12 protein-coding genes are annotated in these 12,290 nt (G+C 64.0%); 8 read left to right on the forward strand and 4 right to left on the reverse strand.

Going from position 1 to position 12,290, the window contains the following annotated elements; all coding sequences use genetic code 11:
• Nucleotides 1-245 precede the first annotated feature (245 nt).
• Both hydA and NCS58_RS15795 read left to right on the forward strand, forming a co-directional pair.
• Entirely contained in the window at nucleotides 246-1,709 is a 1,464-nt protein-coding gene (gene hydA, locus NCS58_RS15790; RefSeq protein WP_061118159.1) for a dihydropyrimidinase, read from the forward strand.
• A gap of 124 nt (nucleotides 1,710-1,833) precedes the next feature.
• Nucleotides 1,834-2,598: a CDP-diacylglycerol diphosphatase gene (locus NCS58_RS15795; protein WP_250490432.1), complete on the forward strand. Its 765-nt coding sequence runs from the start codon at nucleotides 1,834-1,836 to the stop codon at nucleotides 2,596-2,598.
• 137 nt (nucleotides 2,599-2,735) lie between these two features.
• Here NCS58_RS15795 and NCS58_RS15800 read toward each other — a convergent pair whose 3' ends face one another.
• From NCS58_RS15800 to NCS58_RS15810, 3 genes are all read right to left on the reverse strand, one after another.
• The gene (locus NCS58_RS15800; RefSeq protein WP_061116043.1) at nucleotides 2,736-3,068 is read right to left on the reverse strand and encodes a hypothetical protein; all 333 of its coding nucleotides are present in this window, start codon (nucleotides 3,066-3,068) and stop codon (nucleotides 2,736-2,738) included.
• A gap of 94 nt (nucleotides 3,069-3,162) precedes the next feature.
• Nucleotides 3,163-4,404: an aspartate carbamoyltransferase gene (locus NCS58_RS15805; RefSeq protein WP_061116042.1), complete on the reverse strand. Its 1,242-nt coding sequence runs from the start codon at nucleotides 4,402-4,404 to the stop codon at nucleotides 3,163-3,165.
• Nucleotides 4,405-4,485: 81 nt separating this feature from the next.
• A complete protein-coding gene (locus tag NCS58_RS15810; protein ID WP_061116041.1) occupies nucleotides 4,486-4,905 on the reverse strand; it encodes a secondary thiamine-phosphate synthase enzyme YjbQ in 420 nt (139 codons plus the stop codon).
• Between the two features lie 125 nt (nucleotides 4,906-5,030).
• Here NCS58_RS15810 and NCS58_RS15815 point away from each other — a divergent pair, with 125 nt between their 5' ends.
• From NCS58_RS15815 to NCS58_RS15825, 3 genes are all read left to right on the forward strand, one after another.
• Complete coding sequence (locus NCS58_RS15815) at nucleotides 5,031-5,516, forward strand: hypothetical protein (protein WP_061116128.1); 486 nt, start codon at nucleotides 5,031-5,033, stop codon at nucleotides 5,514-5,516.
• A gap of 74 nt (nucleotides 5,517-5,590) precedes the next feature.
• On the forward strand, nucleotides 5,591-6,997 hold the full coding sequence (locus NCS58_RS15820) for a nodulation protein NfeD (RefSeq protein ID WP_061116040.1): 1,407 nt from the start codon (nucleotides 5,591-5,593) through the stop codon (nucleotides 6,995-6,997).
• A gap of 25 nt (nucleotides 6,998-7,022) precedes the next feature.
• Nucleotides 7,023-7,790, forward strand: coding sequence for a slipin family protein (locus NCS58_RS15825; protein ID WP_061116039.1), 768 nt, complete (start codon nucleotides 7,023-7,025; stop codon nucleotides 7,788-7,790).
• A 1-nt stretch (nucleotide 7,791) separates the two neighbouring features.
• Here NCS58_RS15825 and NCS58_RS15830 read toward each other — a convergent pair whose 3' ends face one another.
• Complete coding sequence (locus NCS58_RS15830) at nucleotides 7,792-8,328, reverse strand: carboxymuconolactone decarboxylase family protein (RefSeq protein WP_061116038.1); 537 nt, start codon at nucleotides 8,326-8,328, stop codon at nucleotides 7,792-7,794.
• 176 nt (nucleotides 8,329-8,504) lie between these two features.
• Between NCS58_RS15830 and NCS58_RS15835 the strand changes: the two genes are divergently transcribed.
• The 3 genes from NCS58_RS15835 to NCS58_RS15845 all read left to right on the forward strand — a co-directional run bounded on the left by NCS58_RS15835 (nucleotide 8,505) and on the right by NCS58_RS15845 (nucleotide 12,278).
• On the forward strand, nucleotides 8,505-9,443 hold the full coding sequence (locus NCS58_RS15835; protein WP_061116037.1) for a LysR family transcriptional regulator: 939 nt from the start codon (nucleotides 8,505-8,507) through the stop codon (nucleotides 9,441-9,443).
• A 157-nt stretch (nucleotides 9,444-9,600) separates the two neighbouring features.
• Nucleotides 9,601-10,692: an HlyD family secretion protein gene (locus tag NCS58_RS15840; RefSeq protein ID WP_061116036.1), complete on the forward strand. Its 1,092-nt coding sequence runs from the start codon at nucleotides 9,601-9,603 to the stop codon at nucleotides 10,690-10,692.
• 11 nt (nucleotides 10,693-10,703) lie between these two features.
• Complete coding sequence (locus tag NCS58_RS15845) at nucleotides 10,704-12,278, forward strand: DHA2 family efflux MFS transporter permease subunit (protein WP_061116035.1); 1,575 nt, start codon at nucleotides 10,704-10,706, stop codon at nucleotides 12,276-12,278.
• Nucleotides 12,279-12,290: the final 12 nt, after the last annotated feature.

Raw genomic sequence — 12,290 nt, forward strand, 5'->3', positions numbered from 1 at the left:
GTCTTGTGAGGGCGACACTTAGGCAGCCCACGATCACATGGCACGCGTGGCCAAACTGCGTGTGACCGCGGGCCTAACAAGCTGCTTTCTTTGGTTACTTTCTTTGCAGCAGCAAAGAAAGTGACTGCCGCCCCGCACAGGGGCAGAGCAAATAGACCGACACGAACACAGGATTTCACGAACGCAAAGCACAGCGAAGCAAAGCAAAGCAAAGCGAACGAAACAAAGCCAAGGAGGACACCACAATGCCAACATTGATTCGCGGCGGCACGATCATCGACGCAGACCGCACCTACCGCGCCGACGTGCTATGCGCCGACCCCCAAGCGGGCGGGACCATCCTCGCCATCGGCACCGATCTCGACATGCCCGCGGACACGCGTATCGTCGATGCCGGCGGCCAATACGTCATGCCCGGCGGCATCGATCCGCATACGCATATGGAACTGCCCTTCATGGGCACGACCGCCAGCGACGACTTCTACACCGGCACCGCGGCGGGGCTCTCGGGCGGCACGACGAGCATCATCGACTTCGTGATTCCAAGCCCGAAGCAGCCGCTCATGGACGCATTCAAGGAATGGCGCGGCTGGGCGGAGAAGGCGTCGGCGGACTACGGCTTTCACGTCGCGGTGACGTGGTGGGGCGAGTCCGTGCACCGCGAGATGGGGCTGCTCGTGCACGAACACGGCGTGTCGAGCTTCAAGCACTTCATGGCGTACAAGAACGCAATCATGGCCGACGATGAAGTGCTCGTGAACAGCTTCACGCGCTCGCTCGAACTCGGCGCGCTGCCGACCGTGCACGCGGAAAACGGCGAGCTCGTCTTTCAGTTGCAGAAGCAGCTATTGGCCAAGGGCTTCAAGGGACCGGAGGCGCATCCCTTGTCGCGTCCGCCCGAAGTGGAGGGCGAGGCGGCGAATCGTGCGATCCGCATCGCGCAGGTGCTCGGCGTGCCGCTCTATATCGTGCACGTTTCGGCGAAGGATGCCGTCGATGTGATCGCCAAGGCGCGCAACGACGGACTGCGTGTGTTCGGCGAAGTGCTTCCGGGGCATCTCGTGATCGACGAATCGGTATATCGCGATCCCGACTGGACGCGCGCCGCCGCGCATGTGATGAGCCCCCCGTTTCGCACGAGCGAGCATCGCGAGGCGTTGTGGCGCGGCTTGCAGTCCGGCCAACTGCACACGACCGCGACCGATCACTGCGTGTTCTGCGCATCGCAGAAGGCGATGGGTCGCGAGGACTTCACCCGGATTCCCAACGGCTGCGGCGGTGTAGAGGATCGCATGTCGGTGCTGTGGCATCACGGTGTGAACATGGGGCGTCTCACGCCGAACGAGTTCGTGCGCGTGACGTCGACCAATGCCGCGCAGATCTTCAATCTCTATCCGCGAAAAGGCGCGGTGCAGGTGGGTGCGGACGCGGATCTCGTCGTGTGGGATCCGGCAGCGACACGCACGATCTCCGTGAAGACGCATCATCAGAAGGTGGACTTCAACGTATTCGAAGGCATGACGGTGCAAGGCGTCGCGACGCACACGCTCGCGCGCGGCGCGCTCGCGTGGGCGAACGGCGATCTGCGCGCGGAGCGCGGCGCGGGTCAATATCTCAAGCGTCCGCCGAACGCGTCCTACTTCGAGGCGGCGCGCGTCGCGAACAAGCTGAAGGAACCGCATCCGGTGAATCGCGCGTCAGTGGCCTGAGGCGCGCCTGAACGCAAAGCCCCGCATCCCTGCGATGCGGGGCTTTGTCACATTTCGAGTGCTTTCACATGTGTGCAAGCAAAATCTGGCAGGCTGTCTAGTTATGCGCAGCCGGATCATGCCGATGAAAATCACGATCAGACTTCGCCGTCTCGCCGCAATCGGCGTCCTCTGCTTGCCGCTCGCATGCGCGGCGAACCCGAACGCGCTGTGGGAGATCGTCCATGACTATTGCGAGCCGGCGGCCGAAGGCGCGCACGTTCAGCAGAAATGCGCGGATGTAAATCTCGCGGGCGGCTATGCGGTGTTGAAAGATATCGTCGGCGTCGCGCAGTATCTGCTGATTCCGACTGCGCGCGTGAGCGGCATCGAAAGTCCCGCGCTGCTCGAACCCGATGCGCCGAACTATTTCCGCGACGCGTGGCACGCGCGCGGCTATGTGGATCGCGCATTGCGCCGGACGTTGCCGCGCGATGAAGTTTCGCTTGCAATCAATTCCGCGAGCGGGCGCACGCAGAATCAGTTCCACATTCATATCGATTGCCTCGCGTCCGATGTCGCGCAGACGCTGCGCGAAGTGGGGCCGGGCATCGGCACAGAGTGGAAGCCGCTGCCGGTGAGACTGCGCGGTCATGTCTACAGCGCGATGCGCATCGACGATGCCGATCTCACCCACGTCGATCCCTTCAAGCTGCTCGCGCCCTACGCCGCCAGTCGCGGTCAGACGATGGGCGAACAGACGCTGCTGCTCGCGGGCGCTGTGCGCAGCGATGGCGCACCGGCGTTCTTTCTGCTCAACGATCACGTTCAACCAGGCGACTGGGCGTCGTCCGAGGAGCTTCAGGATCACACGTGCGCGCTGGCTAATCGTTCTATAGAAAAGCCTTGAGGCTTTGCAGAAGAATGAAGTGACGCGAATGATTCGGAGTTCGGATTAAAAGACGATCCACAAATCAGAACTCTCGTGCCTTGTCACGTCTACTTTGGATCATCCTGATCTGATCGAGCGATTGAAAACATGAGTGGTCAGCTCCCGCCGCGCGCGCATGCCCGATGCGCGAACACGCGCGGCGCGATTCCCTCGACACGCGCTTCCGGCAGCACGCGTTTCAGCGTGCGCAACGTAAAGGCGAGATCTTCACTCGCCGTATCGAATTCGAGTCGCAATTCGCAGCCTTCTCGCTGCGCCTGACTCACATAAATGCCAAGCGGCGAATGAAACAGCGCGCGTATGCGCTCCCGCGACGCCTCGCTATCCGCGAAATGCGCCAGCGCCAGAACGCGCACTCGCTGGCACGTGCCGAACCCTTCATCGTGTAATGTTCCGCGGCTGGCAACCCACGCAAGCGACATATCCATGACCGTTGCTCCATCACGTTTTCCTTGTGTAGAAGCATAGGTCGGGTTTCGTCAACGTCACGCTAAGAGAGCGCCGCGGCGTGTAAAAAACGTATCAATCGAAACCCGGGAACACGGCATCGTCCGGGCCGATGGAAGCAGGCGACTTCCACGCCGCGTCGCGCATCGAATGACGCACCTGATGCTCGACCCCCAGCAGCACCGCGAAGATCGCCATGCGCACGGCAATGCCGTTGTCGGTCTGGCGAAAGATGGCGAGGCGCGAGTCGTGATTCAGATCGGTGGCGAGATCGTTCGCCCCTGGGCGGCTGTCGCGCGGCAGCGGATGCATGATGAGCGTATCGCGTCCGCACGCATCATCGACGAGCGCCTGGTTGATCTGAAAATCGGGCGTATAACCTTCGATGGGTTCGTCGGCGAAACGCTCTTTCTGAATGCGCGTTGCGTACACGACGTCCGCGCCCGCGAGCCCCGCGCGCAGGTCGCTCGTTTGTTCGATCACGTGATCGCCACGCGCGATGCGCTCGACGATATGTGCCGGCATTTCGAGCGAACGCGGCGAGACGAGCGTGAACTTCAGCCCCTTGTAAAGCGAGAGCAGCTTGGCGAGCGAATGCACGGTGCGGCCGTACTTCAGGTCACCGACCATCGCGATATGCGCGCCATCGACGATCTTCCCGAGACGCGAAAACTCGCGCTGGATCGTGTAGAGATCGAGCAGCGCCTGGCTGGGATGCTCGCCCGGACCGTCGCCGGCGTTGATGACAGGAATGTTCGTCGCGCGCGCGAATTCCGCGACGGAGCCTTGCTCGGGATGCCGCACGACGATCGCATCCGCGTAACCGCTGATGACGCGGCTCGTGTCGTAAATCGACTCGCCCTTGGCCATCGACGAAAACGTGAATCCCGTGGTGTCGCAGACCGAGCCGCCGAGACGCGCGAACGCCGCGCCGAAACTCACTCGCGTGCGCGTGCTGGCCTCGAAGAACAGGTTGGCCAGCACCGCGCCTTCCAGTACGCGCGTGATCTTCTTGCGGCGCGCGATGGGCTGCATCATGTCGGCCGTGCGAAACAGCGCCTCGGCGGATTCGCGCGAAAACTGGTCGATCGAGAGCAGTTGCGGGCGGCCTTCGAATTCGATTGTCTGATATGCGCTTTGCGTATATGTACCCGCTTCCGGCATGCCGCCCAGAATCTCGCCGACATAGCGCGCCGCAATTTCCGGCATCGCCCGCGATTCCGGCGATTCGTCCGGCAGCAGCCACGTATCGAGCGCCCGCCGTGTCACGCCGATGCGCGACGCGAAGGCATCGCGGGTCATGTTCAGACGCCGCATGGCGTCACGAAGAATCGTCTGCTGCTGAAGGTCCTGAGTCACCGTCACCGCTCCCTGAATATACGCGGTGCGTATATTAGGTCACTCGCCGATCAGATGCAAGACGAGCTCGCGCTGATGCTGCGCCGTCCGATGCTCGAAGATGTAGATGCCTTGCCACGTGCCGAGCACCATGCGGCCCGCCTCGACGGGAATCGAAAGCTGCACGGAGGTGAGGGCGGTGCGCAGGTGCGCGGGCATGTCGTCGGGGCCTTCGGTGTCGTGCACGTAGCGGCCGGGCGCTTCGGGCGCCACCGCCTCGAAGTAGCGCTCGAGGTCCGCGCGCACGTCGGGATCGGCGTTCTCCTGAATCAGCAGCGATGCCGACGTATGCCGGCAAAACAGCGTGAGCAGGCCGGTGCGAATGTCCTGAAGATCGATCCAGCGGTCGATGTCGCGGGTGACTTCGTGCAGGCCGCGCGAGCCTGTCGCGACCGTCAGATGGTGGAGTGCCTGTTTCATGTCGGTCTCGGTGCGAGAAATGGGCGATGCGCCGCCTCCTGAGTTTACCGGCTTCCCGCGCGCCGGTTCGTTCCGATTCCATGAACTATGCTGTCTGGACGATGGCTCGATGCAAGGCGCGCACGATGGTCCGAATGCTTTCAGAGAGAAAAACGCTCGCGTTCATCGTCGTGCTGGCGGCGTCGTCGCTCACGTGCGCCGCCGACGACGAACGCGAGAATCGCGGCAACGATCCCTTCCTGCACGTATCGAGCGCCATCGCCGATTGCGCCGCGCCGCGCGGCCCGTTCGAAACCCCGCACGAATGGCTGGAGGAAGCGCATTACCGGATCGAGCGCGGCAATAGCTGCTGGATCGCGGGCCGCTGCCGCCTTTCGAACAGCTATCTCTACGACAAGGAGATCGCCGAAAGCGTGACGCGCCGCCTGAATTCGCTGAACGCGTCGCTGCAATGGCGCGAGAAGACGAGCCTCTGGCTCACGCTGCAGCGCCGCTTCATCTATCTCGACGGCTGCGTGTCGCGCGATTTCGACACGGCGCGCTTCGTGTCGGCACTCGGTGAGACGGCCGATGTCGAAAAAGTCATCGATCGCACGACACGGCGGCCGTGATTTCGCAATTGACCTAAGCTAAAAGAGAGACCAAACGAGGAACCGCCGCGCACGCGCGCGCCCGGTTTTCGCCGATGAGAACGAACCTCGCCGACTGGCTGTGGACTTGCGCACGCTGCGCGCTGTTGCTGATCGGGTTTGCACTCGCGCCGATGAGCGCGCCCGCCGCCGCGACCGCGCCGGTCGTCGTGATTCCGCTGAAGGGTGCGATCGGCCCGGCTAGCGCGGATTTCGTCGTGCGCGCGCTTGCCCGGGCAGCGGACGAGCGCGCGCAGCTCGCCGTGCTGGAACTCGATACGCCGGGCGGGCTCGATCTCTCGATGCGCTCGATCATCCAGGCGATCCTTGCGTCCCCGGTGCCGGTGGCCGCGTTCATTGCGCCGAGCGGTGCGCGTGCGGCGAGCGCCGGCACGTACATCACCTACGCGAGCCACGTCGCGGCGATGGCGCCGGGCACGAACCTCGGCGCGGCGTCGCCGGTGCAGCTCGGCTTGGGCGGACCGGAGCGCGAGCCGGCGGGCACGGGCAAGGCCGCATCGGGCGCACGCGCCGAACCCGCCGGGCAATCGACCGAAACCCGCAAGCAGATGCAGGACGCCGCCGCCTACATCCGCGGCCTCGCGCAACTGCGCGGACGCAACGCGCAATGGGCGGAGCGCGCGGTGCGCGAGGCGGTCGCGCTGTCGGCGACGGAAGCGCTGGCGCAGAACGTCATCGACCTCACCGCCAACGATGTTCCCGACCTGCTCGCCAAGCTCGACGGCCGTCGTGTCAAAACCGTGAGCGGCGATCACGTTCTCGCGACGAAACACGCGCCGCTCGTCGTCGTGCAACCCGACTGGCGCAGCCGCTTTCTCGCGACGATCACGGACCCGAGCGTCGCGCTGATTCTGATGATGATCGGCATGTACGGGCTCTTCTTCGAGTTCGCGAATCCCGGCATGGTGCTGCCGGGCGTGGCGGGCGCGATCTGCCTGCTCGTCGGATTGTTTGCTCTGCAACTATTGCCGATCAGTTTCGTCGGACTCGGCTTGATCGTGCTCGGCATGGGCTTTCTGGTCGCGGAAATGTTTCTGCCGACGTTCGGCTCGCTCGGCATCGGCGGCGTCATCGCGTTCGCGATCGGCGCGCTCATGCTGATCGATACGGACGTGCCGGGCTTCGGCATTCCCATCGGCGTCGTCATCGGGCTCGCGCTTTTCACGGCGCTGTTCGTTTTCACCGTGTCGGGCGTCGCGTTGCGGGCGCGCAAGCGGCCTGTCGTGAGCGGCGGCGAAGCGATGCTCGGCAGCATCGGCGTGATGCTGGCGCACGAGTCCGAAAGCGGCTGGGCGCGCGTGCGGGGCGAACGATGGCGCGTGCAGCCGGCCGCGTCGCGGGCGTTGCCGCACGAAGGCGCGCGCGTGCGCGTGATCTCGCGTCAAGGCCTGACGCTGACCGTCGAGCCGATCGACGGCGAACGCGAGGCCGGTCATTCCTGAACACATCGACGAAGAGGCTTGGAAAATGGGGCTTACCTTTGGTTTCAGCGGCATCCTGATTGCGTTCGTCATCTTCATCGTCGCATCGGCGGTGCGCATCTTTCGCGAGTACGAGCGCGGCGTCGTGTTCATGCTCGGCCGCTTCTGGAAAGTGAAAGGACCGGGGCTCGTGCTGATCATTCCGGTCGTGCAGCAGGTCGTGCGCATGGACTTGCGCACCGTCGTGTTCGACGTGCCGCCGCAGGACGTCATCACGCGCGACAACGTCTCGGTGAAAGTGAATGCGGTCGTGTACTTTCGTGTCGTCGATCCGGAGAAGGCGGTGATCCAGGTCGCCCGCTTTCTCGAAGCGACGAGCCAGCTCGCGCAGACCACGCTGCGCGCGATCCTCGGCAAGCACGAGCTAGACGAACTGCTGTCCGAGCGCGAGCGCCTCAACGCCGACATTCAGCGTGTGCTCGATTCGCAGACCGACGCGTGGGGCATCAAGGTATCGAACGTCGAGATCAAAGACGTCGACATCAACGAGACGATGATCCGCGCGATCGCCCGACAGGCCGAAGCGGAGCGCGAGCGCCGCGCGAAGATCATTCATGCGGAAGGGGAGTTGCAGGCGTCCGAAAAGCTCTTGCAGGCCGCGCAGATGCTCGCGCAGGCGCCGCAGGCGATGCAACTGCGCTATCTGCAAACCCTGACGTCGATCGCCGGCGACAAGAACTCGACGATCATCTTTCCGGTGCCGGTCGATCTCGTGAGTTCCGTCATCGACCGGTTGACCAAGGGCTCGGCGTAGCTCAGACGAGCGCCGGGAAGTCGAGCGTCGTGTCGTTCACGCGATTCACGAGGTTCGTGAAGTTGATGACGCTCATCGCGAACAGCGTGTCGATGACTTGCGCCTCCGTGTAGCCCGCTTCGCGCACTTCATTCAGACGCGCCGCATCGACCGTGCCGGTGGAACCCGCGACGTGCCGCACGAAGCGCACGAGCGCGTCGCGCTTCGCATTGCCGGTCGCTTCGCCCGCGCGGATCTGCTGCGTTTCCCGTTGCGAGAGCCCGACCATCTTGCCGACGACAGTGTGCGCGGCGGCACAGTAGTCACAACCCACGAGTTCGCTGACGGCGAGCTTGATCGCTTCGACGTCGGCCTTGTCGAGGCTGCTCTTCGCGAGAATCGCATCGCCGTTGAGCGCGGCGCCGAGCGCGGCGGGGCTGTGCGTGCCGATGGTCGCGTAAGCATTCGGCACGCGGCCGGCGGCCTTCTTGATGGCGGCGAAAAGGTCGGCGGTAGCGCCCGTTGCTTCGTTGACGTTGATCTGGGATAGACGTGACATGGTGTGCTCCTTCGTTCAGTGGTTGGCCATCGCGATGGCATGGATCGAACTTTAGGCGCATGCGTCTTTCGCGTGAATGCTCGCGCGGCTCGTTAAGCCGCGCGATCGTCTCATCGTGCGAAGGCAGCCGCTTCATGCCATGATCGAGGCTCTGCGCGCGCATCACGATCACGCACATGGACTATCTGACGAGCCTGAAGGTGTTTTGCACGGTGGTCGAAGCGAAGAGCTTCGCGCGTGCGGCCGACATACTCGGCTTGTCGCCGCCCGTCGTGTCGCGCGCGATCGCGGGCCTCGAAGAGCGACTCGGCAGCCGGCTTTTCAATCGCACGACGCGGCAGATTTCATTGACCGAGACCGCGGAACGCTTCTTCTCCGACTGCTCGCGCCTGCTCGACGAACTCCAGGCGATGGAAGAGCGCGCATCGAACCGCGCGAGCGAGGCGACGGGGCTGTTGCGGCTCGTGGCGCACACGACGGTGATGACGAGCCGCTATGCGCCGCTCGTCGCGAGTTTCCGGCGCGCGCATCCGCAGGTGCGCCTCGACGTGACGCTGACAGAGCGGCCCATCGATCTCGTCGGCGAGGGCTACGATCTCGCGATCGTGCTGCCGTTCATGCTCTCCACCGATACGGCCGTCACGCGCCTGCTCGAAACCATTCCGCTCGTCCTCGTCGCGAGTCCCGCGTATCTCGCGCAGCGTCCCGCGCCGCGTCACCCGTCCGAACTCGTCGATCATGTGTTCGTGCCGATGTCGCCGTCGATCCGCAAGCCCGCGCTCACGTTTCGCATCGGCGGCGAGGAATTGCGCGTGCCGCTCGATCACGACATCGCGTCGAACAGCGCGGTGTTCAATCGCGAGATGGTGCTGCAGGGATTCGGCATCGGCGTGTTGCCGACGGCGCTCATCGCGCAGGAAGTCGGGGCGGGGCGGCTCGTCACGCTGCTCGACGCGTATGAGCGCGTCGATTCCGCCATCGAGATTCGCATCGCCTACAGCACGCGCGCGCTCCTGCCGGCCAAGGTGCGCGCGTTCGTCGAGCATGCGGTGCGCTTTTGCGCCGACGAAGGCGTGCTGTCCGGCGAGCCAAAAACTGGCCTGCAAGCCTTGTGACGCAAGGCTCGCCGCGATTCTTTCCGCCAGCGTTATTCATTCGTGCGCGCCGTGACGGTTGACGTGGTGCATATGCACATCTAGTCTTCCGGGCTATGACGGGCAGCGGATTTGCCCTTTCTTCAATTCAGATTGTGCATATGCACTATAACCACAAATGACGACACCTACGACGAATATTCCATCGGTCGCGGCGCCGGCCCTCGCGCGGCCGGCGCGCAAGATTCCCTGGATGCTGCTCGCGCTCGGGCTGGTCGGGCTCGCGCTGATCGCCGCGGCGACCTGGTGGGCGCTCGTGCTGCGCTTCGTTCAGACGACCGACGATGCCTACGTGGGCGGCGATGTCACGGTGCTCGCGCCGAAGGTCAACGGCTTCGTCACCGATGTGCTCGTGCAGGACAACCAGCGCGTGAAGGCCGGACAGGTGCTGATCCGCCTCGATGCGCGCGACTACGACGCACGCCTCGCGCAAGCCGACGCCGAATTGGCGGGCGCGCGTGCGGCGGTGATCGAGTTGCAGGCGAAGGATGCGTTGCAGGCGGCCGTCATCAACCAGCAGCAGGCGGAAGTGCGCGCTTCGTCGGCGGAACTCACGCGCAGCGCACAGGATCGCTCGCGTTATCGCGAGCTCGTGAAGGACGATGCGGTGTCGAACCAGATCGTCGAACGCGCGGACGCCGACTATACGAAGGCGCAGGCGGCGGTGGATCGAAGCGGCGCGTCGCTGGTGGCGGCCAAGCGCCAGTCGAGCGTGATCGAAGCGCAGATCGCGGATGCCCAGGCGCGCGTTGCGACGGCCGAAGCGGCACGCCGCGTCGCGCAACTGAATGTCGAGTACACGACGATCCGCTCGCCCGTCGATGGCTACGTCGGCAATCGCACGGCGCGCGTGGGCGTGCTCGCGAACGTCGGTACTTCGCTCCTGACCATCGTGCCTTCCAGCGGCCTTTGGGTCGATGCGAACTTCAAGGAAGACCAGCTGAAGAAGATGCGCGCGGGCGACGAAGCGGACATCGAGCTGGACGCATCGAGCGTGCCGCTCACCGGCCACGTCGACAGTCTCGCGCCTGCCACGGGCGCCACCTTCAGTGTGTTGCCGGCGGAGAATGCAACCGGCAACTTCACGAAGATCGTGCAGCGCGTGCCCGTGCGCATCCGTCTCGATGTGCCGAAGGGCATGGAATCGGTCCTGCGTCCCGGCCTTTCGGCGACCGTCAAGGTTCATCTCGGCAAGCAGTCGAACGGCTGAGGAGCGCGGCGATGACCCACACCATTCCCTCCGATCCCGCGAGCCAGCCGATAAAACAGCGCGTGTTCGCGTTCGCGCTGATGTGCCTCGGCTTCTTCATGGCGACGCTGGATATTCAGATCGTGGCCTCGTCGCTGAAGGATATCGGCGGCGGCTTGTCCGCGAGCCAGGATGAGCTGTCCTGGGTGCAGACGTCGTATCTGATCGCGGAAATTCTCGTCATTCCGATGTCGGGCTGGCTCTCGAAAGTGTTCTCCACGCGCTGGCTCTTCGTTGCCTCGGCGGTCGGCTTCACGATCACGAGCATGCTGTGCGGCATGGCCTGGGACATCAACTCGATGATCCTCTTTCGCGGCCTGCAAGGCGCGCTCGGCGCCGCGATGATCCCGACCGTGTTCACGACCGCGTTCGTGCTCTTTCCCGGCAAGCAGCGATTGATTGCATCGACCACGATCGGCGCGCTGGCGTCGCTCGCGCCCGCGATCGGACCCGTGATCGGCGGATGGATCACCGATCAATGGTCGTGGCACTGGCTCTTCTATCTGAACGTCGTGCCGGGTCTCGTCGTCGCGCTGCTCGTGCCGAAGTACGTGCATGTCGATGCGCCCGATCTTTCGCTGCTGAAAAAAGGCGACTATCTCGGCATCGTGTTGATGTCGGGCTTTCTCGGCTGTCTGGAATACGTGCTCGAGGAAGGGCCGCGCAAGAACTGGTTCGGCGATGAGGTGATCATCGCGTGTACGTGGATTTCGGCGATCTGCGGATTCCTGTTCCTCGTGCATGCATTCACGGCGAAGGACCCGATCGTCGATCTGCGTGCGCTCGCCGTGCGCAACTTCGCGATCGGCAGTGTGCTGTCGTTCGTGACGGGCATCGGCATCTTCGTGTCGGTGTTCCTGACGCCGGTGTTTCTCGCCCGCGTGCGGGGCTTCGATTCGCTGGATACCGGTCTCGCGCTGCTGTCGGTCGGCTGCTTCCAGTTGCTTTCCATCGGCGTGTACGGTTTCGCGTCGCGTTTCATCGACATGCGCGTGCTGCTCGCATTCGGGCTGCTCTGCTTTGGCGCGGGCTGTTACTTCTATACGCCGCTGACGCACGACTGGGGCTGGCAACAGTTCCTTCTTCCTCAGGCACTGCGCGGCATCGGTCAGCAATTCGCGGTGCCGCCCATCGTGACGATGGCCCTCGGTTCGCTGCCGCCGTCGCGGCTCAAGTCGGCGAGCGGGCTCTTCAATCTGATGCGCAATCTCGGCGGCGCGATCGGCATCGCGGTGAGCGCGACGATGCTCAACGATCGCCTCAACCTGCATTACCTGCGCCTGAATGAGAACGTGACGATCGGCAGGCCTGTCATCGACGATCTGCTCTCGCGCAGCTCCGCGCATCTGGCATCCGTCGCGGGCGATGCGCTGAATGCGTCGCAGGCGGGTCTGGCATCGCTGCATGCGCTCGTGATGCGCGAAGCCCTCGTGCTGACCTTCGCCGATTGCTTCTACGTGCTCGCCCTGTGCTTTCTTTTCGGCCTGATGACGGTGATGTTCGCCAAGCCGATCACGAGCGCGCCGCCTTCCTCGGATGCGCATTGAACCGGATGCTTC

Origin of the sequence: Caballeronia sp. INML3B (assembly GCF_023631305.1) — a bacterium.
Classification (GTDB): domain Bacteria; phylum Pseudomonadota; class Gammaproteobacteria; order Burkholderiales; family Burkholderiaceae; genus Caballeronia; species Caballeronia turbans.

Excerpts from the sequence above, each read along its gene's own strand:
- hydA (WP_061118159.1), top strand. The coding sequence starts at position 246 with ATGCCAACATTGATTCGCGGCGGCACGATCATCGACGCAGACCGCACC.
- NCS58_RS15795 (WP_250490432.1), top strand. The coding sequence starts at position 1,834 with ATGAAAATCACGATCAGACTTCGCCGTCTCGCCGCAATCGGCGTCCTC.
- NCS58_RS15800 (WP_061116043.1), bottom strand. The coding sequence starts at position 3,068 with ATGGATATGTCGCTTGCGTGGGTTGCCAGCCGCGGAACATTACACGAT.
- NCS58_RS15805 (WP_061116042.1), bottom strand. The coding sequence starts at position 4,404 with ATGCGGCGTCTGAACATGACCCGCGATGCCTTCGCGTCGCGCATCGGC.
- NCS58_RS15810 (WP_061116041.1), bottom strand. The coding sequence starts at position 4,905 with ATGAAACAGGCACTCCACCATCTGACGGTCGCGACAGGCTCGCGCGGC.
- NCS58_RS15815 (WP_061116128.1), top strand. The coding sequence starts at position 5,031 with ATGGTCCGAATGCTTTCAGAGAGAAAAACGCTCGCGTTCATCGTCGTG.
- NCS58_RS15820 (WP_061116040.1), top strand. The coding sequence starts at position 5,591 with ATGAGAACGAACCTCGCCGACTGGCTGTGGACTTGCGCACGCTGCGCG.
- NCS58_RS15825 (WP_061116039.1), top strand. The coding sequence starts at position 7,023 with ATGGGGCTTACCTTTGGTTTCAGCGGCATCCTGATTGCGTTCGTCATC.
- NCS58_RS15830 (WP_061116038.1), bottom strand. The coding sequence starts at position 8,328 with ATGTCACGTCTATCCCAGATCAACGTCAACGAAGCAACGGGCGCTACC.
- NCS58_RS15835 (WP_061116037.1), top strand. The coding sequence starts at position 8,505 with ATGGACTATCTGACGAGCCTGAAGGTGTTTTGCACGGTGGTCGAAGCG.
- NCS58_RS15840 (WP_061116036.1), top strand. The coding sequence starts at position 9,601 with ATGACGACACCTACGACGAATATTCCATCGGTCGCGGCGCCGGCCCTC.
- NCS58_RS15845 (WP_061116035.1), top strand. The coding sequence starts at position 10,704 with ATGACCCACACCATTCCCTCCGATCCCGCGAGCCAGCCGATAAAACAG.